At 72.1% G+C, this 23010-nt stretch carries 21 protein-coding genes; 6 read left to right on the plus strand and 15 right to left on the minus strand.

Going from position 1 to position 23010, the window contains the following annotated elements; genetic code table 11:
- Positions 1-17: 17 nt before the first annotated feature.
- The 6 genes from Q0817_RS05855 to Q0817_RS05880 all read right to left on the minus strand — a co-directional run bounded on the left by Q0817_RS05855 (position 18) and on the right by Q0817_RS05880 (position 5962).
- Complete coding sequence (locus Q0817_RS05855; protein WP_298585222.1) at positions 18-893, minus strand: endonuclease/exonuclease/phosphatase family protein; 876 nt, start codon at positions 891-893, stop codon at positions 18-20.
- A complete protein-coding gene (locus tag Q0817_RS05860; protein ID WP_298585223.1) occupies positions 890-1882 on the minus strand; it encodes a glycosyl hydrolase family 32 in 993 nt (330 codons plus the stop codon). The genes Q0817_RS05855 and Q0817_RS05860 overlap by 4 nt, the downstream gene beginning before the upstream one ends.
- Positions 1879-2667 (minus strand): glucosamine-6-phosphate deaminase, encoded by a 789-nt coding sequence (nagB, locus tag Q0817_RS05865; protein ID WP_298585224.1) that lies wholly within the window; start codon positions 2665-2667, stop codon positions 1879-1881. The genes Q0817_RS05860 and nagB overlap by 4 nt, the downstream gene beginning before the upstream one ends.
- Positions 2668-2730: 63 nt before the next feature.
- Positions 2731-3597 carry a carbohydrate ABC transporter permease gene (locus Q0817_RS05870; RefSeq protein WP_298585225.1) on the minus strand — a complete coding sequence of 289 codons (867 nt, stop codon included), beginning with the start codon at positions 3595-3597 and terminating at the stop codon, positions 2731-2733.
- A 1-nt stretch (position 3598) separates the two neighbouring features.
- Entirely contained in the window at positions 3599-4573 is a 975-nt protein-coding gene (locus tag Q0817_RS05875) for a carbohydrate ABC transporter permease (protein WP_298585226.1), read from the minus strand.
- Between the two features lie 54 nt (positions 4574-4627).
- A complete protein-coding gene (locus Q0817_RS05880; RefSeq protein WP_298585227.1) occupies positions 4628-5962 on the minus strand; it encodes an ABC transporter substrate-binding protein in 1335 nt (444 codons plus the stop codon).
- A gap of 149 nt (positions 5963-6111) precedes the next feature.
- Between Q0817_RS05880 and Q0817_RS05885 the strand changes: the two genes are divergently transcribed.
- Both Q0817_RS05885 and Q0817_RS05890 read left to right on the plus strand, forming a co-directional pair.
- Entirely contained in the window at positions 6112-6834 is a 723-nt protein-coding gene (locus Q0817_RS05885) for a GntR family transcriptional regulator (protein ID WP_298585228.1), read from the plus strand.
- A 142-nt stretch (positions 6835-6976) separates the two neighbouring features.
- The gene (locus Q0817_RS05890; RefSeq protein ID WP_298585229.1) at positions 6977-7483 is read left to right on the plus strand and encodes a glutathione peroxidase; all 507 of its coding nucleotides are present in this window, start codon (positions 6977-6979) and stop codon (positions 7481-7483) included.
- A gap of 50 nt (positions 7484-7533) precedes the next feature.
- Here the strand turns inward: Q0817_RS05890 and rocD are convergent, their stop codons facing one another.
- Entirely contained in the window at positions 7534-8799 is a 1266-nt protein-coding gene (gene rocD / locus Q0817_RS05895) for an ornithine--oxo-acid transaminase (protein WP_298585230.1), read from the minus strand.
- Positions 8800-8931: 132 nt separating this feature from the next.
- On the opposite strand from rocD, the gene Q0817_RS05900 reads away from it, so the two are divergent.
- Positions 8932-9822, plus strand: coding sequence for an alpha/beta fold hydrolase (locus tag Q0817_RS05900; RefSeq protein WP_298585231.1), 891 nt, complete (start codon positions 8932-8934; stop codon positions 9820-9822).
- Between the two features lie 69 nt (positions 9823-9891).
- Entirely contained in the window at positions 9892-10740 is an 849-nt protein-coding gene (locus Q0817_RS05905; RefSeq protein WP_298585232.1) for a formate/nitrite transporter family protein, read from the plus strand.
- Between the two features lie 211 nt (positions 10741-10951).
- Here Q0817_RS05905 and Q0817_RS05910 read toward each other — a convergent pair whose 3' ends face one another.
- From Q0817_RS05910 to Q0817_RS05945, 8 genes are all read right to left on the minus strand, one after another.
- The gene (locus Q0817_RS05910; RefSeq protein WP_298585233.1) at positions 10952-11998 is read right to left on the minus strand and encodes an aldose epimerase family protein; all 1047 of its coding nucleotides are present in this window, start codon (positions 11996-11998) and stop codon (positions 10952-10954) included.
- Positions 11995-13158, minus strand: a complete 1164-nt coding sequence (gene mmsB, locus Q0817_RS05915) for a multiple monosaccharide ABC transporter permease (RefSeq protein ID WP_366139860.1) — start codon at positions 13156-13158, stop codon at positions 11995-11997. Before mmsB ends, Q0817_RS05910 begins: the two co-directional genes overlap by 4 nt.
- Before the next feature lie 93 nt (positions 13159-13251).
- Positions 13252-14781: a multiple monosaccharide ABC transporter ATP-binding protein gene (gene mmsA / locus Q0817_RS05920; protein WP_298585235.1), complete on the minus strand. Its 1530-nt coding sequence runs from the start codon at positions 14779-14781 to the stop codon at positions 13252-13254.
- 80 nt (positions 14782-14861) lie between these two features.
- A complete protein-coding gene (gene chvE, locus Q0817_RS05925; RefSeq protein ID WP_298585236.1) occupies positions 14862-15968 on the minus strand; it encodes a multiple monosaccharide ABC transporter substrate-binding protein in 1107 nt (368 codons plus the stop codon).
- A 74-nt stretch (positions 15969-16042) separates the two neighbouring features.
- Positions 16043-17557 carry an L-arabinose isomerase gene (araA, locus tag Q0817_RS05930; protein ID WP_298585237.1) on the minus strand — a complete coding sequence of 505 codons (1515 nt, stop codon included), beginning with the start codon at positions 17555-17557 and terminating at the stop codon, positions 16043-16045.
- Positions 17532-18284: an L-ribulose-5-phosphate 4-epimerase gene (locus Q0817_RS05935; RefSeq protein WP_298585238.1), complete on the minus strand. Its 753-nt coding sequence runs from the start codon at positions 18282-18284 to the stop codon at positions 17532-17534. Before Q0817_RS05935 ends, araA begins: the two co-directional genes overlap by 26 nt.
- A complete protein-coding gene (gene araB / locus Q0817_RS05940) occupies positions 18281-19969 on the minus strand; it encodes a ribulokinase (protein ID WP_298585239.1) in 1689 nt (562 codons plus the stop codon). Before araB ends, Q0817_RS05935 begins: the two co-directional genes overlap by 4 nt.
- A 168-nt stretch (positions 19970-20137) precedes the next feature.
- Positions 20138-21187 carry a LacI family DNA-binding transcriptional regulator gene (locus Q0817_RS05945; RefSeq protein WP_298585240.1) on the minus strand — a complete coding sequence of 350 codons (1050 nt, stop codon included), beginning with the start codon at positions 21185-21187 and terminating at the stop codon, positions 20138-20140.
- 190 nt (positions 21188-21377) lie between these two features.
- Between Q0817_RS05945 and Q0817_RS05950 the strand changes: the two genes are divergently transcribed.
- Positions 21378-22361 (plus strand): aldo/keto reductase, encoded by a 984-nt coding sequence (locus Q0817_RS05950; RefSeq protein ID WP_298585241.1) that lies wholly within the window; start codon positions 21378-21380, stop codon positions 22359-22361.
- 83 nt (positions 22362-22444) lie between these two features.
- A complete protein-coding gene (locus Q0817_RS05955; protein ID WP_298585242.1) occupies positions 22445-22921 on the plus strand; it encodes a MarR family winged helix-turn-helix transcriptional regulator in 477 nt (158 codons plus the stop codon).
- The last annotated feature ends 89 nt before the right edge of the window (positions 22922-23010 follow it).

Here is a 23010-nt window from a genome sequence, read left to right on the forward strand (position 1 = left end):
GTCGGACCGGTCCGGGGCTACCGGACCAGCCCGTTCGGGGACCGGGGGATCTCGAGGTCGGCGACGATCGGCAGGTGGTCCGACGCGGACGTGCGCACCACGTGCGCGGCCTGCGGCCGCACGCCCTCGGACACCAGCACGTAGTCGATGCGCAGACTCGCGTCCAGGACCGGGGCGCCGTCCGGGGCGAAGGTGTAGGCGTCGTCCTGGTCCAGGGCCGCGAAGGCGTCCGTGAACACCGAGAAGAGACCCTGCAGCTCGGCAGCGCCGGGTTCGGCGTTGAGGTCCCCGACGACCACCGCCGGGCGCCGGCTCTCGCCGGTGATCTCCACGATCTCCCGGGCCTGCAGCTCGCGCTGCTCGGCGCGCTGGTGGTCGAGGTGGGTGCTGTAGAACCCGACGTGGTGACCCTTCACGTTGATCACCGCCTCCAGCAGACCGCGCTGCTCGGTGGGCATCTCCGGGTACTCGATGCTGGTCAGCAGGTGGTTCTCGGAGTCGATGATCGGGTATTCGCTGAGGATGGCGTTGCCGTACTGGCTGTTCCCGGCTCCGCCGTCGGAACGGGCAAGGTCCAGGTTCGCGCCGTACACGTAGTGCATGTCGAGAAGTTCGGCGAGACGGGCCGCCTGGTCCTCGAAGTCGCTGCGTGCGGACCAGGCGTTGTCGACCTCCTGCAGGCCGATCACCTCCGCGCCCGAGGCCTCGATCACGGCGGCGGTGCGCTCGAGGTCCAGATCGTCGGCGCCGTCCGCGCCGTGGTGGATGTTGAAGGACATGACGCGCAGGTCGGTGGTGCGCTCCGGGGCGGCCGCGGCCGGGGCCGCGGCGAGCACACCGGTGGTCACGAGCAGGGCGGCCGCGGAGCCCGCGGCCATCAGCTTCTTCATCATGAGGTGCTCCTTGTGCAGGGGTTGGGGGTGGGGATGGGTGGTCGGTCGTGGACGGGGAACAGGCGGCCTTCCGTCAGCAGGTCCGTCAACGGCACCGGGCTCGCGATCTCGCCGACGAAGCGTCCGTCCACGCTGTTCTGGAAGCCGAACACGACCCACTGGCCGTCGCGCTTGCGGAACAGCTGGGCGGCGTAGACACCGGGCACGAAGAAGCTGGAGCTCCGCTCGAGCTCCCACGGCCCGAGCCGACCGGCGCCGGGGGCGATCCAGGTGCCGGTGCTGGCTTCCGAGAAGGGGATGCCGGGGGCCAGCCGCGGGAGGCAGGAGAAGATCAGCACCCCGGTGCCGTCCACGATCTGCGCCTGGACGACCTCCATCTCCCCGAAGCCGGCGGGCGCGGTCAGCGGGGGCCGGACGGTCCAGTGCTCCAGGTCGTCGCTCACGGCGTGGCCGACCACGCCGCGGGCGTCCGGGTCCCCGGTGGCGGCGCGTGCGGTGACGAGCATCTGCCACTGCCGGGAGTCGTCGTCGTAGAAGACGAAGGGGTCGCGCCACGCCTCGTCCGGCCAAGTCCCCTCCCCCAGCTTCTCGTACCAGCGGGGATCCGCCTCGAGCGGGCCCGCGCCCGTGCGCTCCCACGTGGTCAGGTCGTCCGAGACGGCCGAGCCGATGCGCTGCCGCAGACCGTCCTCGGCGCGGCCGATGCCGGTGTAGAAGAGGTGCCACCGGCCGTCGTGGCCCCGCACGGTGCTGCCTGTCCAGGTCGCCATGTCGTCCCAGGACGGTTCGTCGCCGGCCACGAGCGCGTCCGGCAGCAGGGTCCAGCTCTCGAGGTCGGACGAGACGGCGTGCCCGATCGACGCCCGGCGGTGGCGCTTGTCGGGGTCCCGCAGCGCGCGGCTGGCCCGCAGGAAGAACAGGTGGTAGTCCTGTCCGTCGTCGGCCAGCCAGCTGTCCCAGACCCAGTGGTCTGCGAGGCGGAACGTCATCTCTCCTCCTGGCGCAGCCGGTGCTTGGCCTCGGCCACGAACCGGTAGTAGTCGGTCAGGGCCAGCTGCCCCGCCGCCGCCTCGTCCACCACGACGGTGACCGCCCGGTGGAACTGCAGGACGGACGCCGGGCACATCGCGGACACTGGCCCCTCCACGGCCGCGGCCACGGCTGCGGCCTTGCGCTCGCCCTGGGCGACCAGGAGCACCCGGCGGGCGTCGAGGATCGTGCCCAGCCCCTGGGTGATGCAGTGGGTGGGGACGTCGTCGGGGGCCTTGAAGAACCGCGCGTTGTCGGCACGGGTCCGCGCGGACAGCGCCTTGACCCGGGTGCGGGAGGACAGCGAGGACCCGGGCTCGTTGAAGCCGATGTGGCCGTTGGCGCCGATTCCGAGGATCTGGAGGTCGACGCCGCCGGCGAGGCCGACGGCCTCCTCGTAGTCGCGGCAGGCCGCCTCGAGATCCTCCCGGGAGCCGTCCGGCACCCGCATCCTGGCGGGCGGCAGACCGATGGGCCGGACGAGCTCGCGCTCCAGGACCGCCGCGTAGCCGGAGGGGTGCCCCGCGGGGAGCCCCACGTACTCGTCGAGGGCGAAGCAGGTGAGCCGGGTGAGGTCCAGCAGACCGTGGGCCTGCCGGCGGGCGAGCTCACGGTAGGCCCCCAGGGGGGAGGATCCCGTGGCCACCCCCAGCACCGTGTCCGGCCGGCGCGAGACCTGCTCGGCCACGATGTCGGCCGCGCGCACGTCGACGTCGTCGGCCGTGGGCAGGACGAGCACTTCCATGGAGGTTCCTTCCGGACGACGGGCGGGGCGGGGGCGGGCAGGGACGGGACGGGACGGGCCGGCTCAGCCCTTGACGGCCGAGCTCGCCACGCCCTCGATGAACCAGCGCTGGAAGACGAGGAACACGACGACCACGGGGACGACCAGCAGCACCCCGAAGGCCATGACCTCGCCCCACGCCGGGGGGAGCTGGCCGGCGAAGACGCTGATCTGGAGGGGCAGGGGGCGCAGGTTCGGCTCGGAGATCATCAGGACCGGCCACAGGAACGCGCCCCACTGTGTCAGGAAGGTCAGCACCGCCACCGACGCGTAGGCGGGTTTGCTCATGGGCGCGATGATCTGCCAGAACACCCGCAGCGGTCCGGCGCCGTCCATCCGGGCGGCCTCGTCGATGCTGCGGGGGATGCCGGAGAAGAACGAGTAGAAGAGGAAGATCGACAGGGCGTTGCCGATGAAGGGGGCGATCTGGATCCACAGCGTGTTCCGGGCGTCGTTGTAGAGGTAGAACATGGGCACGGCCACGGCCTCGAACGGGACGATGAGCAGCAGCAGGATCCCCAGGAGCACCAGGTTCCTGCCCCGCCAGCTCAGCCGCGACAGGGCGAAGGCCGCCATCGAGTTCACGACCAGTCCGAGCCCCACCACGGAGACCGTGACGGTGAAGGACACGAAGAAGAACCGCCACAGGTGGCCGGTGCTGTCCGAGGACAGGCTCGAGGCCACCCCGGTGTAGTTGTGCAGGCCCCACTCGCGCGGGTCGAAGACCTCGAAGCCGGCGAGCGTGCGCGAGGCGGGGGCTAGGGACGCGGCCGCCATGTAGGCGACCGGGGCGAAGAACAGGATGCTCGTGACGACGAGCACCGCGTAGCGGGGCACGTGCGCCCTGCGCCGACGGCGGTCGGCGGGGGCGGCGGAACCGGTCTGCGTCATGTCAGTCCTCCCGTTCGCGGGTGGCTCGGCGCTGGACGAGGGACAGGACCACCACGATCACGAAGAACACCACGGAGATGGCGCTCGCGCGCCCGATGTTGTTCTCGTCGAAGGCGGAGGTCACGGCCTCGAACATCACGGTGCGGGTGGCGTCCTCGTTGAGCCCCCCGCCGGAGCGCGCCAGCACGTAGATCTGGTCGAACACGCGCAGCGACAGGATCATCGTGTACAGGGCCACGAAGACGAGGGTGGTGTTGATCCCGGGCAGGGTGACGTGCACGAAGCGCTGCCACGCGTTGGCCCGGTCCAGGCGGGCCGCCTCGTAGAGGTCGGCGGGCACTTGCTGCAGGGCCGCCAGCAGGATGACCATCTGGAAGCCGACGCCCTGCCAGATCGACAGGACGATGACCGAGGCCAGCGCCGTGAGCTCGGAGCCCAGCCAGTCCTGGCCCCCGAAGGCCCCTCCCGAGAAGAAGCCGAGCAGGGCGTTGAGGAGTCCGTCGTCCCCGCGGGCGAGGATCAGCCGCCAGATGAGGGCCACCAGGGCGATGGGGAAGACGACGGGGAGGAAGTAGACGGACCGGAAGATCCCGATCCCCGGGATACTCTTCTGCACCAGCATGGCCAGTGCGAGCGCGAGGGCGGTCTGCACCGGGACCACCACGGCCGCGAAGACCAGGTTGTGGAGCAGGGCGCTGAGGAAGCGGCTCGACACGTCGGGGTCGGTGAAGATCCGGGCGTACTGGGTCAGTCCCATGAAGGTGGGATCGCGCGGGTCGCCGAGCCGGACGTTGTAGAAGGAGAAGCCGACGGCCGCGAAGAACGGGACCGCGACGAACAGGACGAGCAGCAGCACGGCGGGACCCGCCATGAGGGGGCCCGCGAGGCCGTCCCGCCGGAGTCCTCTCCGGGGCGGGGCCACGGGCACGTCCTCCGGGGCGGACGCTGGGGCCGCGAGGCCCGGTGTGGTGGTCATGGTGCACTCCTCGCCGGTGCGCGGCGGGACCGCAGGGCGGTCCCGCCGCGACGGTCACTCGTCCTGGTAGCCGTTGTTGTCCTCGAAGTCGGCGTCGATGGCCCGCGCGGCGCTGTCGAGCTCCGCCTGCGGGTCCGCTCCGCCCCAGATCGCCGCCAGGGCGCTGCCGTAGGAGCTCGTGACGGTGGGGTAGCCCGGCGTGATGGGTCTCGCCACCGCGATGCACTCCTGCGTGACCTCCTCGGAGCTGCAGGCGGAGGCCAGGTTGGTCGCGAACAGCTCCAGCGGGCCCCCCTCGCCGTAGAGCTCGCTGCCCTCGAGGGCGCTCGTGGTGCCGGGCACCGCCGCGTTGGCCTCGACCATCCTGGCGATGCTCTCGTCGGAGTGCAGGAAGTCGAGGAAGGCGCCGGCCGCGGCCTCGTCCCCTCCGGCCGCCGGCGTCACGCCCCACTGCCACGAGCCGTGGCCCGCCTTGGTGCCGTTGCCGAGATCGGGCAGGGGCATGAGCACCAGGTCCTCGCCGAGGGCCTCGCTGAACGTGGGGTACATCCAGTTGCCGGTCCAGGTCAGGGCGATGTCCCCGTCGGGGAAGGCGGTGCCGCTGGTGTTCGGGTCCGTGTGCTCCTTCCACGAGGCCCACTCCTCCAGGGCCTCGACGTTCTCGGCGCTGTTGAGCACCCCTTCCGCCGAGCCGTCCCGGATGAGCGTGCCGCCGTTGGACCACAGGACCGGGGTGGTGGTGAAGGTGCCCCACTCGGCGGCGAAGCCGTTGGCCTCGCCCAGGTCGATCGCGTTGCCCGACGGGCTGACCTCCGCCAGCTTCTGCAGGTTCTGCCCGAACTCCTCCGCCGTCCACGCCTCGTCGGCAGTGGTCGGGGCGTCCACGCCCGCGGCGTCGAGGAGCTGCTGGTTGCCCCAGAGTCCGAGACCCACGTCGAACATGCCGACGGCGTAGGTCTGGTCCTGGTACGTGCCGCTCTCCCGCACGCCCTCGATCCGGTTGTCGAGGGTCTCCTGCGACACCACGTCGTCGAGGGGCACGAGCTTGCGGTCGTAGACGAAGGAGGCCATCGTCGGGGCGTCCATCTCCATCACGTCGGGCAGGTCCTCCGCGGAGGTCGCCTGGACGGTGCTGGTGTAGTCGGACTCGGGGATGAGGGTCAGCTCGACGCTGACGTCCTCCTGCGAGTCGTTGTACTCGGCGACGAGGGCCTCGAGCGCCTCTGCCTCTGCCTCCTGGCCGCTGTGGGCCCAGACCTCTACGACGCCGTCGCCCTCCGCGCTGCCGCTCGCGCTCTCCCCGCCGCCGCAGGCGGACAGCGCCACGGCCATCGACAGGCCGGTCCCCAGCACCACGGCCCGGGACGGGCGCCTCGTTCGTGCACTCATGAGCAGTTCCCCTTCTCTCCGCCGCAGTGTTCGCGATCGTCACGGCTCTCGTCGTCCCCAGCTTGGACTAGACCAATTTTTGTGTCAATGGTCACAGGCGGACGAACGGGGCCCGGCGCCCCGGGCGGCGCGGCCGATATGCTGGGCGGATGAGCGCGGAGCCGCGGAACGTCCCGAAGTACTACCTGCTCAAGGAGCAGATCCGGGCGTTCGTGCGGGACGCGGCCCCCGGCACGCTCATTCCCACGGAGCGTGCGCTCGCCGATGAGTACTCCACCTCCCGGACCACGGTCCGCCAGGCCATCGGCGAGCTCGTGGCGGAAGGGGTGCTGGGACGGGCCCAGGGCCGGGGCACCTTCGTGGCCCCGCCGCGGTTCACCTACGTCCGCCAGCTCACCTCGTTCAGCGACGACGCGGCCGCCCAGGGCCTCGTGAGCTCCTCCACGGTGCTCGACGTGAGCCGCACGACCGCTGACGAGGACACCGCGGCCCGGCTGCGCGTGCCCGCCGGCGCCGAGCTCGCGCGGGTGGAGCGGATCCGGCACATCAACGGCGAGCCGCTGGCCCACGAGGTCGCCCTGCTCGCCGGACCGCTGCCCGATCTGGCGGAGCACCTGGACCGGACCGGGTCCCTGTACACAGCGCTGCGGGACGACTACGGCATCGACATCGTCGCGGCGGAGGACACCGTGGAGACCCGGCTCGCCGGCCCGGAGGACGTCCGGCTCCTGGGCATCGAGATGGGGGCACCTCTGCTGCTGATCCACCGGCTCGGACTCACGGCGGACGACTCGCCCGTGGAGTGGACCCGGTCGGTGTTCCGCGGGGACCGGTTCCGCTTCCTGGCCCGCATGGAGGGCCCGCAGCACTGACCCGCGAGATTGCGGCTGCCGGCCGCCGCGCGCGGTGGCCGGCATCCGCGAGCTCGGCGCCCTCGCGGGCGCTCCCGCGGGCGGGGCGACGGGCGGCAGAATGGGAGCAGACCGCCAGTCCTCGACCGCCCCGGAGGCTTCCATGACCACGCTGCACGACTTCACCGCCACGACCCTCGACGGGCGCGAGCAGCCGCTGTCCGAGTACGCCGGGAAGGTGGTGCTCGTGGTCAACACCGCGAGCGAGTGCGGGTTCACCCCGCAGTACGAGGGCCTGGAGCAGCTGTGGCGTGACTTCAAGCAGGACGGCCTCGTGGTCCTGGGCTTCCCCTGCAACCAGTTCGGGCACCAGGAGCCGGGCAGCGAGGAGGAGATCGCCGACTTCTGCAGCCGCAACTACGGGGTCACGTTCCCGATGTTCGAGAAGGTCGACGTCAACGGCCCCGACGCCCACCCGCTCTGGTCGTGGCTGCGCGAGGAGAGGGGCGGGATCATGGGCGACGCCATCAAGTGGAACTTCACCAAGTTCCTCGTGGGCCGGGACGGGCAGGTGATCCGCCGCTTCGCCCCGAAGACCTCCCCGGCGCAGCTCGCCGGCAGCATCGAGTCGGCGCTGGCCCACGGGGAGGAGCCCGCCGGGGCGAACTGAGCCGGGGCCGCGGCGGACCAGGAGCAGGCCGGCGGTGGATCAGCAGCGGATCAGCGGTGGGCCATCTCCCGCAGCACGTCCCCGAGGGCGGCCAGTCCCCGCTCCAGCTCCCGGTCGGTGATCACCAGCGGCGGGCTCAGCCGGATGGTGGAGCCGTGGGTGTCCTTGGCGAGGATCCCGTGCGCCGCCAGCCGCTCGCAGCACTGCCGGCCGGTGCCGAGCCGCGGATCGATGTCGATCCCGGCCCACAGTCCGCGCCCGCGCAACTCGGTCAGGCCCAGCGGCGCCAGCTCCGCGAGGCCGGCGTGCAGCTTCTCCCCCATGACCCGCGCCCGTTCCTGGGGCTCCCCGGTGGCGAGGAGGGCGACGACGGCGCGGCCGACGGCGCCGGCCAGCGGGTTGCCGCCGAACGTGCTGCCGTGCTGTCCGGGCCGCAGCACCGAGAGGACGTCCGCCCGGCCCACGACCGCGGACACGGGCAGGACGCCCCCGCCCAGGGCCTTGCCCAGCAGGTAGAGGTCGGCCTCGACGCCCTCGTGCTCGCACGCCAGCGTCCGGCCGGTGCGGCCCAGCCCGGACTGGATCTCGTCCGCGACGAGCAGGACGCCGTGCTCGGCCGTGCACCGCCGCACGCCCTGCAGGTAGCCCGGGGGCGGCACGATCACGCCGGCCTCGCCCTGGATGGGCTCGAGCAGCACCGCCACGGTGTCCTCGGTGACGGCCGCCTCGAGGGCGGCGAGGTCCCCGAACGGGACGGTCACGAAGCCCGGCGTGTAGGGGCCGTAGTTGCGGTGCGCCTCGTCGTCGTCGGAGAAGCTGATGACCGTGGTGGTGCGGCCGTGGAAGTTCCCCGCCGCCACGACGATCTGCGCCCGGCCCGGTGCCACCCCCTTGCGCTCGTAGCCCCACTTCCGGGCGACCTTGATCGCCGACTCCACGGCCTCGGCGCCGGTGTTCATCGGCAGCATCATGTCCTGGCCGAGCAGGGTGCACAGGTCCCGGGCGAAGGGACCGAGCTGGTCGTTGTGGACCGCGCGGCTGGTCAGCGTCACACGCTCCAGCTGGGTCCGTGCCGCCTCGAGGACCGCCGGGTGGCCGTGGCCGAAGTTCAGCGCCGAGTAGCCGGCGAGGAAGTCGAGGTACTCCCGGCCCTCCACGTCCGTGACGGTCGTGCCCTGGGCCCGGGCCACCACCACGTCCAGCGGGGAGTACGTGCGCGCGGTGTACCGTTCGGCGGTCTCCACGAGCTCCCGCGAGCTCATGTCGTGACCGGCCGTGGCCGCGGGGTCGACGAACTGCGTCGGGGCGTGGTTCATGGGGTTTCTCCCGGTTCCTCGCTGGTGTTGTCTGGAGCGTGTGCGGTCCAGCCCATCACGTACAACGCCGCGGGCCCCGCATTCCAGTCCCGGCCCGCGCCGCGCGGCCCGTCCCGACCCGCAGGAGGACCCGTGTTCCCCGACTTCACCGCCCACGACGTCCCCGTGGCCGACGGCACGATCCACGCCCGCACGGGCGGCGACGGCCCGCCCGTGCTGCTGCTGCACGGCTTCCCGCAGACCCACGCCATGTGGCACGCCCTCGCCCCGGTGCTGGCGGAGGAGTTCACGGTGGTCGCCGCCGACCTGCGCGGCTACGGCCGCTCCCGCACAAGCAGCGAGGACTACACCTTCCGGGCGATGGCCGACGACCAGGTGCAGCTCATGCGGGCGCTGGGCCACGACCGGTTCTCCGTCGTCGGGCACGACCGCGGCGCCCGGACCGCCCACCGGATGGCGCTCGACGCCCCGGCCGCGGTGGCGTCCGTGGCGCTGCTCGACATCCTGCCCACCCTGGAGGTGTGGCGGTCGATGGACGCGTGGCTGGTCCTGCAGTACTACCACTGGGCCTTTCTCGCCCAGGGGGAGGGGCTGCCGCAGGCGCTGATCGGCCACGACCCCGCGGACTTCGTGCGCCGCACGCTCCAGGGTCTCAGCGGCACGCAGGTGCCCTTCGACCCGGCCGCGCTCGCCGCCTACGAGGACGCGGCCCGGGACCCCGCCGTGGTCGACGCCTGGTGCCGGGACTACCGCGCGGCCGCCGGCCCGGACCGGGAGATCGACGAGGCGGACGAGCACGAGCGGCGGGACCTCCCCGCCCTCGTGCTGTGGGGCGCCCGGGGCCGGGTCGGCGCCCGGGAGGACCCGCTCGCGCTGTGGCGCCGGCACTTCCCCCGGGCCACGGGCCGGCCCGTGGACGCGGGCCACTTCCTCGCCGAGGAGCGGCCCGAGGAGGTCGGCGCGGCCGTCCTGGCGCACCTGCGGGCGGTGTCCGCGGGACCGGACGCGCCGGCCCCCGCCTAGGATGGTGCCACCGGGCGGCTCCTGGACGCCGCCCGGGTCCACCGCCACCTCTGGAGACGGGCGCCGAGCATGACCTCCGACGCGCAGCAGCTGTTCCCGGGCAAGCAGTTCATCAGCACCGTCCTCGCGGCGCTGGAGACCAAGACCACCATGTCCGGCGAGCTGGCGCGGCGGTACCTGCAGCGGGCGGGGATGGCCGGGATGATCATCGGCGTCCTGTTCGCCGCGAACTTCGCCGTCGTCGCCGCGTTCGACGCCGTGCCGGCCGGGGACTCGACGCTGCGCCCGCTGGGGCGCCTGGTGGGCGCCGTGACCTTCGGCTGGGCGCTGGTCTTCATCTACTACTCGAAGTCCGAGCTCCTGACGTCCAACATGATGATCGTCTCCATCGGGGCCTACTACCGCCGTACCTCGTGGCTCAAGGCGGTGCGCCTGCTCGGGCTGTGCTACCTGGGCAATGCCCTGGGCGGACTCTTCGTGGCCGTGGCGCTGCGCTTCAGCACGATCACGGACGGCCCCGCGCAGGCGGAGATGGAGGCCGCCGTGGCGCACAAGCTCGAGTTCATCACCAGCGGCGCCACCGGGTGGACGGACCTGTTCTTCCGCGCGGTGCTGTGCAACTTCCTCATCAACCTGGCGATGCTGCTGGTCTACAACGGCCTGGTGAAGGACGACCTCATGAAGAGCCTGATCATGATCGTGGCCGTCTTCCTCTTCGCGTTCCTGGGCCTCGAGCACTCGGTGGCCAACACGGTGCTGTTCACCGTCGTGGGGCTGCAGGAGGGCCTCGACGTGGGGCCGGCGAGCGCCAACGTGGGCATCGCCCTGCTGGGCAACTTCCTGGGCGGCGGGGTCCTGATCGGCTTCTACTACGCCTACGTCAACGACGACGCCCGGTACCGCCCACGCGCCCGCTGACGCGGGGGCGCCGTCGGCGTGCTCGCTCTCGGCCGAACAGTGTTCAGCCCACTTACCTTTTGCGGGAACAGCCCGTAGCGTGGACCGGGCACGTCATCCAGGCAGCACCCCACAGAAGGAGCACCAGCATGCGAAGGATCCTGTTCATGGTCGGCACCGCGGTCTTCGGCCGCGTCATGGCGAAGCGGCGCGAAAAGAAGGCCGGCGGCCGCTAGCACTCGAAGCGCCACTCGGTGCGGGACCGGTAGGTCCCGTCCGGGCGCAGCACCGGGTCGGAGAGCTCCGGCCGGTTCGGCGAGTCCGGGTGGCACTGGGGCTCCAGGGCGAGACCCGCACCCCGCCGGTAGGCCCGGCCGCCGGTCCCGGTGATGGCGCCGTCCAGCGCGTTGCCGGTGTACACCTGCAGTGCGGGCCGGTCGGTCCACAGCTCCACGGAGCGCCCGCTCGCCGGGTGCTCCACCCGGGCGGCGGCGCGCAGTCCGGTGCCGCGCAGGTGGAAGGAGTGGTCGATCCCGCCCACGGCCGCGAGGTGCGGGTGCTCCGCCCGGATCCGCTCCCCCAGCCTCGCGGGGGCGGTGAGATCCAGGGGGGTGCCCGCCACCGGGACCAGGCCGCCGGTGGGCAGCCCGTCCCGGTCCACGGGCAGGTAGTGGTCGGCGGCGACCGTGAGCCGGTGGTCCTCGATCGTCCCCGCCCCCTCACCGGCGAGGTTGAGGTAGACGTGACTGGCCGGGTTGACCACGGTGGGGGCGTCGGTGCGGGCCTCCAGGTCCAGGGCCACGGAGTCGCCGGTCACGGTGTAGGCGGCGCGCACGGTGAGCTCCCCGGGAAAGCCCTGGTCCCCGTCCGGGCTGGCCAGCTCCAGGACCAGCCGGTCCGGGCCGGCGTCCACCACCTGCCAGGTGCGGCGGTGGAACCCGTCAGGCCCTCCGTGCAGGGAGTTGCCGCCCTCGTTGGGCTCCAGGTCCACGGTGCGCCCGTCGAGGTCGAAGCGGGCGCCGGCGATCCGGTTGGCGTGCCGGCCGACCACCGCCCCCAGGAAGGCCTCCGGGGGCGCCGCGCAGCCGGCGGCGTCCGGGTGGCCCAGCACCACGTTGGTGCCGGGGCCTCCGGCCCGGTCGGGCAGGTGCAGGGCCTGGACCGTGGCGCCGAGGTCCAGGATTCGCAGCACCGGCCCGCCCGGGGAGGTCAGCGTGTGCACGGTGACCTCCCGCCCGTCGGGCAGCGTCCCGAAGGACCGCGGGGCGGGCACCGTCATTTGAGGGCGTTCGAGGCGCGGCGCTTGTTGAACACGTCGAACCCGACCGCGAGCAGCAGCACCATGCCCTTGATGAACTGCTGGAAGTCGATCCCCACGCCCATGAGGGACATGCCGTTGTTGAGCACGCCCATGATCAGGCCGCCGGTGATGGCGCCGATGATCGTGCCCACGCCGCCGGTCACCGCCGCGCCGCCGATGAAGGCCGCGGCGATCGCGTCCAGCTCGAACAGGTTCCCGGCGCCCGGCCCCGCGGAGTTCAGACGCCCGGTGAACACCAGGCCGGCCAGCGCGGCCAGCACGCCCATGTTGACGAACAGCAGGAAGTCGACGCGCTTGGTGTTCACGCCGGACAGCTGGGCGGCCTGGAGGTTGCCGCCGCGGGCGTAGACGTGGCGGCCGAACACCGTGCGGTTCATGACGGCGCTGTAGGCCACCACCAGGACGCCGAGGACCACCAGCACGATCGGCGTCCCGCCGCGGGAGCTGGCCAGCAGCAGCGTGAGCGCGAGGATGACGACGACGCCGAAGACCAGGCGCGTGAGGAACCAGGCGCGCGGCTCGTCCTCCAGGTCGAGCTTCGCGCGGTTGGCCCGGCCGCGCAGCTGGCTCACGACGAGCAGTGCCATGGCGATCAGGCCCAGGCCCACCGTGGTCCAGTCCAGGATGTTGGTCGCCGGCGGGAACAGCCCGGGGAAGAGGGAGCCGCCGCCGAGCTGGCGGTACTCCGGCGGGAACCCGGTGATCCGCTGGTTCTCGAGCACGATCTGCGTCAGCCCGCGGAAGACGAGCATGCCGGCGAGCGTCACGATGAAGGCGGGGATCCCGATGTAGGCCACCCAGAACCCCTGCCAGGCCCCGACGAGCGCGCCGACCGCGAGGGAGGCCACGAGGGCCACCCACCACGGCAGGCTCCAGTCCCGGATCATGATCCCGGACATGGCGCCCACGAACGCGGCCACGGAGCCGACCGAGAGGTCGATGTGCCCGGCCACGATGATCATGACCATGCCGATCGCCAGCAGCAGGATGTAGCTGTTCTGGACGATGATGTTGTAGACGTTGTCCGGCTGGAGCAGTGCGCCGCCCGTCAGGGCCTGGAACAGCGTCACGATCACCAGCAGGGCCAGGAAGATGCCGATCTGGCGGAGCCTGCTCATGAGGAACCGGCCGGCGTCGGCCACGGCGGCGCCCTTCTGGGGGCTCCTGCTGTCGAGGGCCCGGTCCTCGTCGACGAGGGTGGAAACCATGGGTCAGTCCTTTTCCTTGGTCATGTGCTGCATGAGTCGTTCGGGGGTGGCCTCGGCGATGGGCACCTCGGCGGTGATCCGGCCCTCGGCGAGCGTGTAGATCCGGTCGCAGATCCCCAGCAGCTCCGGCAGCTCGGAGGAGATGACCAGCACCGCTTTGCCCTGGGCGGCCAGCTCGTTGATGATCGTGTAGATCTCGTACTTCGCGCCCACGTCGATGCCGCGGGTCGGCTCGTCGAGGATGAGCACGTCGGGATCGGCGAACATCCACTTGGACAGGACGACCTTCTGCTGGTTGCCGCCGGAGAGCTTCCCGGTGATCGAGGACACCGAGGGCGCCTTGATGTTCATGCTCGTCCGGTACTCCTGCGCCACCAGCGTCTCGCGCCCGCCGTTCACCCAGCCCGCGGACGTGAGCTTGCCCAGGGCCGCCGAGGAGATGTTCCGCTTGATGTCGTCGATGAGGTTGAGCCCGTAGCGCTTGCGGTCCTCGGTTGCGTAGGCGATGCCGTGCCGGATCGCCTCGCTGACGGTCCGCGCCGTAATCTCCTGGCCGTTCTTGTACATCCGCCCACTGATGTCGGCCCCGTAGCTGCGCCCGAAGATGCTCATGGCCAGCTCGGTCCGCCCGGCGCCCATGAGCCCGGCGATCCCGACGATCTCCCCGGCCCGCACGTTCAGGTGCGCGTGGTCCACGACCACCCGCGAGTGCTCCTGCGGGTGGTGCACGGTCCAGTCCTCCACCCGGAGCACCTCCGCGCCGATGGCCGGGGTGCGCTCGGGGTACCGGCTCGTGAGCTCCCGGCCCACCATGCCCTTGATGATCCGGTCCTCGGTGACCGACCCGTCGTGCAGGCTGAGGGTCTCGATGGTCTGCCCGTCGCGCAGGATCGTCACGGAGTCGGCGATCGCCCGGATCTCGTTGAGCTTGTGGCTGATGATGATGCAGGTGATCCCGTCCTCGCGCAGACCGCGGACGAGGCCGAGCAGGTGCGCGGAGTCCTCGTCGTTGAGCGCGGCGGTGGGCTCGTCGAGGATCAGCAGCTTCACGTCCTTGGACAGGGCCTTGGCGATCTCCACGAGCTGCTGCTTGCCCACCCCGATGTCCATGGCGCGGACGTTGGGGTTCACGTCGAGCCCCACGCGCCGGAGCAGCTCGACGGCCCTGGCGTTGGTCTCGTTCCAGTCGATGAACCCGCCGGTGGCGCGCTCGTTGCCGAGGAAGATGTTCTCGGCCACGGACAGGAACGGGGACAGCGCCAGCTCCTGGTGGATGATCACGACGCCGCTGCGCTCGCTGTCCTTGATGTCCCGGAAGGAGACCGTGTCGCCCTCCAGGACGATGTCCCCCTCGTACGTGCCGTGCGGGTACACCCCGGACAGCACCTTCATGAGGGTGGACTTGCCGGCGCCGTTCTCCCCGCAGATCGCGTGGACCTCGCCCCGGGCGACGGCCAGGGTGACGTCCTGCAGCGCCTTGACGCCGGGGAATGACTTGCTGATCCGGCGCATCTGAAGAACGTGCTCGCTCATGCGGGCCTCCTCGTCTCGAGCTGGATGGTGGGTGGTGGAGCGGACCGGCCGGGCGGCACGGGCCGCCCGGCCGGCCGTGCTCACTCGAGCTCGGACGCCTCGTAGTAGCCGCTGTCCACGAGGACCTCCTCGTAGTTGTCCTTGGTGACGATCTGCGACTCGAGCAGGTAGGCGGGGACGACCTTCACGCCGTTGTCGTAGGTCTCCTCGTCGTTGACCTCGGGCTCCTCGCCCTGCATCAGGGAGTCGACCATGAGCACGGCGCGCTCGCCGAGCTCACGGACGTCCTTGAAGATCGTGGAGTACTGCTCGTCGTTGATGATCGACCGGACGGATCCGACCTCGGCGTCCTGGCCGGTCACCACGGGCAGCTCCTCCTTGGAGTAGCCGCCGGAGCGCAGCGCGGAGATGATGCCGATCGAGAGGCCGTCGTACGGGGAGAGCACGCCGTCGAGCTGGTCGCCGCCGCCGACCGTGATGAGGTCCTCCATCCGGTCCTGGGCGGTGTCCGGCAGCCAGCGGAGGATGGCGGCCTGCTCGAACTCCGTCTGGCCGCTCGGCACGTTCAGGGTGCCGTCGTCCAGGTAGGGCTGGAGCGTGTCCATCGCGCCGTTCCAGAAGAAGGTCGCGTTGTTGTCGTCGGGGCTGCCGGCGAAGAGCTCCACGTTGAACGGGCCCTTCTCCCCGGTCGGCTCGCCGTTCTCGTCGAGGACCCCGAGGCCGGTGAGCAGCGAGGTGCCCTGCTGCACGCCCACCTCGTAGTTGTCGAAGGTCGTGTAGTAGTCCACGGTGTCCGACTCGTTGATGAGACGGTCGTAGGCGATCACGGGGATCTCCTGGGTCTCCGCCGTGTCGAGGACACTGGTCAGCGTGGTGCCGTCGATCGAGGCGATCACCAGGGCCTCGGCCCCGCCGTTGATCATGTTCTCGATCTGGGAGATCTGGGTGGGGATGTCGTCGTTGGCGTACTGGAGGTCCACCTCGTAGCCGAGCTCCTCGAGCTGGGCCTTGACGTTCTCGCCGTCGGCGATCCAGCGCTCGGACTGCTGCGTGGGCATCGCCACGCCGATCCGGGCGCCCTCGTTCGAGCCGTCGTCCGCGCCGGCGCCGCGGCTGCCGCCGCAGGCCGTGAGGCCCAGGGCCAGGGTCAGGGCGGTCACCCCGGTGAGGGTCTTCTTCAGTGTCATGGTCGTGCCTTTCGTCGGTCCGGGCCGCACTGCCCGGGAGGTCGTGGTGCTCGGAGTGGTCGTGGTCTTCGTGGTCAGAGTCTCTGGGCGAGCCGGTGGTACGCCGCGTTCCACCGCACCTCGCGCCGGAACTCCCGCAGGGTGGTGGAGCCGTCGATGAGGAGCAGCTCGGTCCGGGTCATGTCGGCGAAGTCCTCGATCACGTCGGCGCCCACCGCGGTGGTGAGCACCGTGTGGTGGGCGGCCCCGGCGGTGAGCCAGGCCGCGGCCGAGGTCGCGAGGTCGGGGTGCGGCCGCCAGACGGCCCGGGCCACCGGCAGGTGCGGGAGCGGGGCGTCCGGGGGCACCACGTCCACGGTGTTGGCGGTGAGCCGGAAGCGGTCCCGCAGGTCGGCCATCGCCACGACCACGCCGGGGCCGGGATCGGTGTCGAACACCAGGCGCACGGGGTCCTCCCGCCCGCCGATGCCCAGAGGGTGCACCTCGAGCGACGGCCGCGCCGTGGTGAGGGTCGGGCAGATCTCCAGCATGTGGGCGCCGAGGATCTTCTCCTCGCCCGGGACCAGGTGGTAGGTGTAGTCCTCCATGAGGGACGCGCCCCCGGGCAGTCCGGCGCCCATCACCTTGGCCGCCCGCACCAGCAGGGCCGTCTTCCAGTCGCCCTCCGCCCCGAACCCGTAGCCGCGGGCCATGAGCCGCTGAACGGCGAGGCCCGGCAGCTGGCGCAGCCCGCCGAGGTCCTCGAAGTTCGTGGTGAAGGCACCGAAGCCGCCCTCCTCCAGGAACTCGAGCATCCCGAGCTCCTGCCGGGCCCCGTAGCGCAGGGACTCGTGGCGGGCACCGCCGCGGCGCAGCTCGGGGGCCACGTCGTAGAGCTCCTCGTACTCGGCGACGAGCTCGTCGACCCGGTCCTCGGACTGGGCGTCCACCACGGCCACGAGGTCGTTGACCCCCCAGGTGTTTACGGAGACCCCGAACTGCAGCTCGGCCTCCGTCTTGTCGCCCTCGGTCACGGCGACGTTGCGCATGTTGTCGCCGAACCGGGCCACCTTGAGCCCCTGGACCGCCGCGCGGCCGGCGCACGCGCGCTGCCAGGAGGCGATCTGCGCGGTGACGCCGGGGGTCGAGACGTGGCCCACCACGGTCTTGCGCGGGACGTCGAGCCGGGTCTGGATGTAGCCGAACTCGCGGTCGCCGTGCGCGGCCTGGTTGAGGTTCATGAAGTCGAAGTCGATCTCGGCCCACGGCAGCGCGACGTTGATCTGGGTGTGCAGGTGGAGCAGCGGCTTGCGCAGCGCGTCGAGGCCCGTGATCCACATCTTGGCCGGGCTGAAGGTGTGCATCCAGGCGATCGCCCCGATCACGCCGTCGGCGGCGTTGAGCTCGAGGGCCGTGCGGCGGATCGAGTCCGCGTCCTTCAGCGTGGGCTTCCAGACGACCTCCACGGGCAGACCGGCCTCGCCGAGCATCCGGACGATCTCGCGGGACTGCTCGGCCACCTGGCGCAGCGTGTCCTCGCCGTAGAGGTCCTGGCTGCCGGTGAGGAACCAGACCTCGTAGTGGTCAAGAGCGGTGGGTAGAGGGCTCAAGGGAGTGTGCTCCTGGGGTGGTGGGGACGGCGGCGGGCTGCTGGCCGTAGACGTTCTGGTAGCGGTCGAAGAGGGAGTCGACGTGCCCCGGCTCGATGGGCCGCGGCTCGCCCAGCTGGCGGGAGAGGTGCACGGTGCGGGCCACGTCCTCGAGCATGGCCGCCGCCTTGACGGCGTCCCGGGCGTCCTTGCCGACCGTGAAGGGCCCGTGGTTGAGCATCAGGACCGCGCGGGAGCGGTGGCCCGAGAGGGTCTCCACGATGCCGCGCCCGATCGAGTCGTCGCCGATGACGGCGAAGGGCCCCACGGGGATCTCCCCGCCGAACTCGTCCGCCATGGCGGTCAGGACGCAGGGGATCGCCTCGCCCCGGGCCGCCCAGGCGGTGGCGTAGGGCGAGTGGGTGTGGACCACTCCCCCGATCTCCGGCATGTGCCGGTAGACGTAGGCGTGGGCGGCGGTGTCGCTGGACGGCGAGCGCTCCGCGCCGGGGGTCCCGGGGACCACCCGGCCGTCCAGGTCGCACAGGATCTGGTTCTCGGGACCGAGCTCGTCGTAGCTCACGCCGCTGGGCTTGATCACGAAGAGGTCGGCGCCCGGCACCCGCCCGGACACGTTGCCGGCCGTCCAGACCACCAGCCCGTAGCGGACCAGCTCGGCGTGCAGGTCCGCGACCTCGCGCCGGACGCGGGCCACGCGCTCCTCGAGCTCGGGCGTCAGGGTGCTCATGCGGAGACCTCCTGGGTGGAGTGGGCGTTGCGCCGGAGCGCCTTGAGCCGGCGCATGACATCGCTGCCGCCGCGGCCGAAGTGGTCGTGCAGCGCGGTGTAGTCCTCGTAGAGCACGGAGTAGGCCTCGGTGCGCGCCGGGTCCGGGGTGTAGGCGCCGCGCTCGAGCCGGCCCATCGCCTCGGCCGCCGTCCGGACGTCCGGATAGGCGCCGGCGGCCACGGCCGCGTGGATGGCGGAGCCCAGGGCCGGGCCCTGGTCGCTGCCGATCACCGAGATCGGCATGCCGAGCACGTCCGCGTAGATCTGCATGAGGAACGAGTTCTTGATCAGCCCGCCGGCCGCCACGAACTCGGTGACGGGGATCCCGGAGGCGGCGAATGCCTCGACGATCGTGCGGGTCCCGAAGGCGGTGGCCTCCAGCAGGGCGCGGTACACCTCGTGCGGGCGGGTGGCCAGGGTGAGGCCCACGAGCAGCCCGGAGAGCTCGTGGTCCACGAGCACGGACCGGTTGCCGGACTGCCAGTCCAGGGCCAGGAGCCCGTGGGCGCCCACGGGTTCGCGGCTCGCCTGCTCGGTGAGCAGCTCGTGCACACTGAGCCCGCGCTCGGCGGCCTCCTCCTGGAGCTGCCCCGGCACGAAGTGGGCCGCGAACCAGCCGAAGATGTCGCCCACCCCGGACTGCCCGGCCTCGTAGCCGTAGAGCCCGTCGATGATCCCGCCGTCCACCACGCCGCACATCCCCGGGACCTCGCGCAGGGTGTCGGAGCTCATCACGTGGCAGGTGGAGGTGCCCATGATCGCCACCATCTGCCCCGGCGCGGTGGCCCGGGCGGCGGGGGCGCTCACGTGCGCGTCGACGTTGCCCACCGCCACGGCGATCCCGGCGGGCAGGCCCGTCCACTCCGCGGCCTGCGCGCTGAGCGTGCCCGCCGCCGCGCCGAGGGCGCCGATCGGGTGGTCGACCTTGTCCTGCGCGAACCCGGCGAAGTCGGGGGCGAGGGCGCCCAGGAACTCGCGGTCGGGGTACTCGCCGTCCTGCAGGATGCCCTTGTACCCGGCGGAGCAGGCGTTGCGCACGTAGTTGCCCGTCAGCTGCCACACGATCCAGTCGGCGGCCTCCACCCAGTGGTCCATCAGGTGGTAGAGCTCGGGGTCCTCCTCGAGCAGCTGCAGGCCCTTGGCGAACTCCCACTCGCTCGAGATCAGACCGCCGTAGCGGGCCAGCCACCGCTCCCCGCGCCGGGCCGCGAGCTCGTTGATCCGGTCGGCCTGCCCCTGCGCGGCGTGGTGGCGCCACAGCTTCACGTAGGCGTGCGGGCGGCCCGCCAGGCCGGGCAGCTCGTTGAGGGGCGTGCCGTCGGCCCGGACGGGGACCATGGTGCACGCGGTGAAGTCGGTGCCCACGCCCACCACGGCGCGCGGGTCCACGCCGGCGGCGCGCACCGCGGCGGGCACCGCCTGGCGCAGCACCTCCACGTAGTCCGCGGGGACCTGGAGCGCCCACTCGGGCGGCAGCGCCTCCCCCGTGGCGGCGAGCTCGGTGTCCATCACGCCGTGCCGGTACTCGTGCACCGCGGAGCCCATCTCGGCGCCGTCCTGCACCCGGACGACGACGGCCCGCCCCGACAGGGTGCCGTAGTCGACGCCGATGACGTACGTGGGATCTGGGCTGGTCTGGCTCACGGAGGACCTCGTTGTCGTTCGAGCCGCACGCTCCGGCGGAGAGGCCCTCGGCCCCGCCCCACCCGGAATGTGAACGGTCACATTTGATGTTCGGGCCAACCTACCGCAGGGCGGAACCACGTGTCCCACATCACTTGATAACGGTTTGGTAACGGCGTTCTCCGTCGCCTATCGGCCCCGGCCGGAGCCGGACGCGGGCGCCGCCGTGGAGCCGCGCACCACGAGCACCGGCTCCACGTCCCCCGGCCGCACCGGCTGCTCCCCCCGCAGCTCGGCGAGCAGGACGGCGATGCACCGCCGGCCCAGCTCGGGGAAGTCCTGGCGCACCGTGGTCAGCGGCGGCAGGAAGTGGGCGGCCTCCGGGACGTCGTCGAAGCCCACGACGCTGACGTCCCCGGGCACGTCCAGCCCGGCCTCGGCGAAGGCGTGCACGAGGCCGAGCGCGATGTGGTCGTTGCCGGAGAAGACCGCGCTGAACTCGCGGGTCCCGCGCAGCCCGAGCCCCGCGCGGTAGCCGGAGTCCGCCGTCCACGCACCGGCGGGGACCACCACGGGCTCGAGCCCCCAGGCGGTCATCTCCTCGCGGTAGCCCTGGCGCCGGGCGTCCGTCTCGACCCAGCCCTCGGGGCCGGGGACGTGGACCACGCGGCGGTGCCCCAGCTCCAGGAGGTGACGGGTGGCCAGCCGGGCGCCGGCCAGCTGGTCGACCGACATCCGGTGGTCCTCGCTGTGCAGGGAGTGCACGGTGACGAACGGGATCCGGATGGACAGCTGCTCGATCACCTCCAGCGTGCGCGACTGCGGCGCGAGGATCACCAGCCCCTCCACGGCGTGGCCGACCATGCGGTCCAGGGCGGCCTCGATGGAGGCGCGGTCCGCGTGGTCGATGTGGGCGGTCTCCACGACGTAGCCGGCCTCGTCGGCGGCCGTCTCGACCGCCCGGAGGCTGGCCGACGGACCGTACTCGGCGCCCGAGGAGACCAGGGCGCCGATGGTCCGGGACTCGCTCGTGACCAGGGCGCGGGCCGCCCGGTTGGGCCGGAAGCGCAGCTCCTCCATGGCCTGCAGCACCCGCTGGCGGGTCGAGTCCCGCAGCGCGGGGTGCCCGTTGATCACCCGGGAGACGGTCTGGTGGGAGACCCCGGCCGCCCGGGCCACGTCCCGGATGTTCGGGGCGCGCGGGGGCCGTGCGGAACTCCCCCCACCCTCGACGGTCATGGCCAGAACGGTACTGCACGGCACCGGGCGGACCCAGGAAGGGGTGCCCCGAGCCCCCGGCCCCTCCTCCGGTGCTTGCGCGGTGGACACGTCACACCGCATGGTGGTCCCCGGCACCCCCGGATCTCCGGGCCGCCGTCCCCCGGGCCCCCGGGAGACCCTCCACCGATCGCGGAACGGGATTCGACGCATGGAACAACGCACACTCGGCAGGACCGGACGGAAGGTCTCCACCGTGGGCCTGGGCACGTGGCAGCTGGGCGCGGACTGGGGGGACGTCGACCCCGCCGAGGCCACCGCCGTGCTGGAGGCCGCGGTGGAGTCGGGGGTGACCTTCTTCGACACGGCCGACGTCTACGGCGACGGCCGCAGCGAGCAGACCATCGGCGCGTTCCTCCGCGAGCGCCCCGACCTGGACATCACCGTGGCCACGAAGATGGGCCGCCGCGTGGACCAGGTCCCCGAGAACTACACGCTCGCCAACTTCCGGCAGTGGGTGGACCGCTCGCGCCGGAACCTGGGCACCGACACCCTCGACCTGGTCCAGCTGCACTGCCCGCCCACGCCGGTCTACAGCGACCAGGAGGTCTACGACGCCCTGGACACCCTGGTCGAGGAGGGCGCCGTCCGCCACTACGGCGTCAGCGTGGAGCGCACCGACGAGGCGCTCGCGGCCATCGCCCGCGGCAGCACCGCCACCGTCCAGATCATCCTCAACGCCTTCCGACTCAAGCCGCTGGACGCCGTGCTGCCGGCGGCGAAGGAGGCCGGGGTGGGGATCATCGCCCGGGTGCCGCTGGCCTCCGGGCTGCTGTCCGGGAAGTACACGCGGGACACCCGGTTCGCGGCGGACGACCACCGCAACTACAACCGCGGCGGCGACGCCTTCGACGTCGGGGAGACCTTCTCCGGGGTGGACTTCGAGCGCGGCCTCGAGGCCGTCCGCGAGTTCGCCGGGCTGCTCCCGGACGGGGTGACCACGGCGCAGGCCGCGATCGCGTGGATCATCGCCCAGGACGGCGTCAGCACCGTGATCCCCGGGGCGCGCAGCGTGGAGCAGGTCCGCGGCAACGCCTCGGCGGCGGACACCGGGGACCTGGGCCGCGAGATCGACGCCGGGGTCCACCGGATCTACGACGCCTACTTCCGGGAGGACGTCCACCCCCGCTGGTGACCAATGCGCCCCGTCACGGGCCCGTCCGGGCCGGCCCCAGCTCGTAGGATGGTCCGGATCCACCCGTGAAAGCGAGCCACCCGATGACCTCCAGCCCCACCGCGGACCGCCCCGAGCCCGCGCCCGACGACGTCGACCGGCTGGCGGGGGTCGACCTGGCCGCGGAGCCGATCTTCCTCATGGCCCGGGCGGCGGCACTGGGCTCCTCGATGGCCAACCGGGGACTCGCACCGCTCGGCCTGAAGGTCCGCAGCTACTCCATCCTGGCGGTGGCCTGCAGCGGGACGGGGCCAACGCAGCGGGAGCTCGGCGACCTGCTGCGGATGAGACCCAGCCAGACCGTGGCCATCCTCGACGAGCTGGAGCAGCGCGGCCTGGTGGAGCGCCGGACGGACCCCCGCGACCGCCGCTCCAAGACCGTGGTCCCGACCGGTCCGGGGCGGGAGCTCTACGCGAGCGCCAAGGCGGCGGTGGACCGCGCCGCCGAGACGTCGCTGGGAGCCCTCTCGCCCCGGGACCGGGAGGACCTGGCGCGGCTGCTGCGGCTGCTCGCCTTCTGACAGCGGGCCGGGCCGGGATCCGGACGGATCCCGCCCCGGCCCCGTGGTGCGACCAGGAGATCGGTGCCGCCAGGAGATCGATGCGGTCA

This window comes from uncultured Kocuria sp. (assembly GCF_947500125.1).
GTDB lineage: Bacteria > Actinomycetota > Actinomycetes > Actinomycetales > Micrococcaceae > Kocuria.

Bases quoted from the DNA above. Each gene is read 5' to 3' on its own strand.
- Q0817_RS05855 (WP_298585222.1), bottom strand. From the start codon at position 893: ATGATGAAGAAGCTGATGGCCGCGGGCTCCGCGGCCGCCCTGCTCGTG.
- Q0817_RS05860 (WP_298585223.1), bottom strand. From the start codon at position 1,882: ATGACGTTCCGCCTCGCAGACCACTGGGTCTGGGACAGCTGGCTGGCC.
- nagB (WP_298585224.1), bottom strand. From the start codon at position 2,667: ATGGAAGTGCTCGTCCTGCCCACGGCCGACGACGTCGACGTGCGCGCG.
- Q0817_RS05870 (WP_298585225.1), bottom strand. From the start codon at position 3,597: ATGACGCAGACCGGTTCCGCCGCCCCCGCCGACCGCCGTCGGCGCAGG.
- Q0817_RS05875 (WP_298585226.1), bottom strand. From the start codon at position 4,573: ATGACCACCACACCGGGCCTCGCGGCCCCAGCGTCCGCCCCGGAGGAC.
- Q0817_RS05880 (WP_298585227.1), bottom strand. From the start codon at position 5,962: ATGAGTGCACGAACGAGGCGCCCGTCCCGGGCCGTGGTGCTGGGGACC.
- Q0817_RS05885 (WP_298585228.1), top strand. From the start codon at position 6,112: ATGAGCGCGGAGCCGCGGAACGTCCCGAAGTACTACCTGCTCAAGGAG.
- Q0817_RS05890 (WP_298585229.1), top strand. From the start codon at position 6,977: ATGACCACGCTGCACGACTTCACCGCCACGACCCTCGACGGGCGCGAG.
- rocD (WP_298585230.1), bottom strand. From the start codon at position 8,799: ATGAACCACGCCCCGACGCAGTTCGTCGACCCCGCGGCCACGGCCGGT.
- Q0817_RS05905 (WP_298585232.1), top strand. From the start codon at position 9,892: ATGACCTCCGACGCGCAGCAGCTGTTCCCGGGCAAGCAGTTCATCAGC.
- Q0817_RS05910 (WP_298585233.1), bottom strand. From the start codon at position 11,998: ATGACGGTGCCCGCCCCGCGGTCCTTCGGGACGCTGCCCGACGGGCGG.
- mmsB (WP_366139860.1), bottom strand. From the start codon at position 13,158: ATGAGCAGGCTCCGCCAGATCGGCATCTTCCTGGCCCTGCTGGTGATC.
- mmsA (WP_298585235.1), bottom strand. From the start codon at position 14,781: ATGAGCGAGCACGTTCTTCAGATGCGCCGGATCAGCAAGTCATTCCCC.
- chvE (WP_298585236.1), bottom strand. From the start codon at position 15,968: ATGACACTGAAGAAGACCCTCACCGGGGTGACCGCCCTGACCCTGGCC.
- Q0817_RS05935 (WP_298585238.1), bottom strand. From the start codon at position 18,284: ATGAGCACCCTGACGCCCGAGCTCGAGGAGCGCGTGGCCCGCGTCCGG.
- Q0817_RS05945 (WP_298585240.1), bottom strand. From the start codon at position 21,187: ATGACCGTCGAGGGTGGGGGGAGTTCCGCACGGCCCCCGCGCGCCCCG.
- Q0817_RS05950 (WP_298585241.1), top strand. From the start codon at position 21,378: ATGGAACAACGCACACTCGGCAGGACCGGACGGAAGGTCTCCACCGTG.
- Q0817_RS05955 (WP_298585242.1), top strand. From the start codon at position 22,445: ATGACCTCCAGCCCCACCGCGGACCGCCCCGAGCCCGCGCCCGACGAC.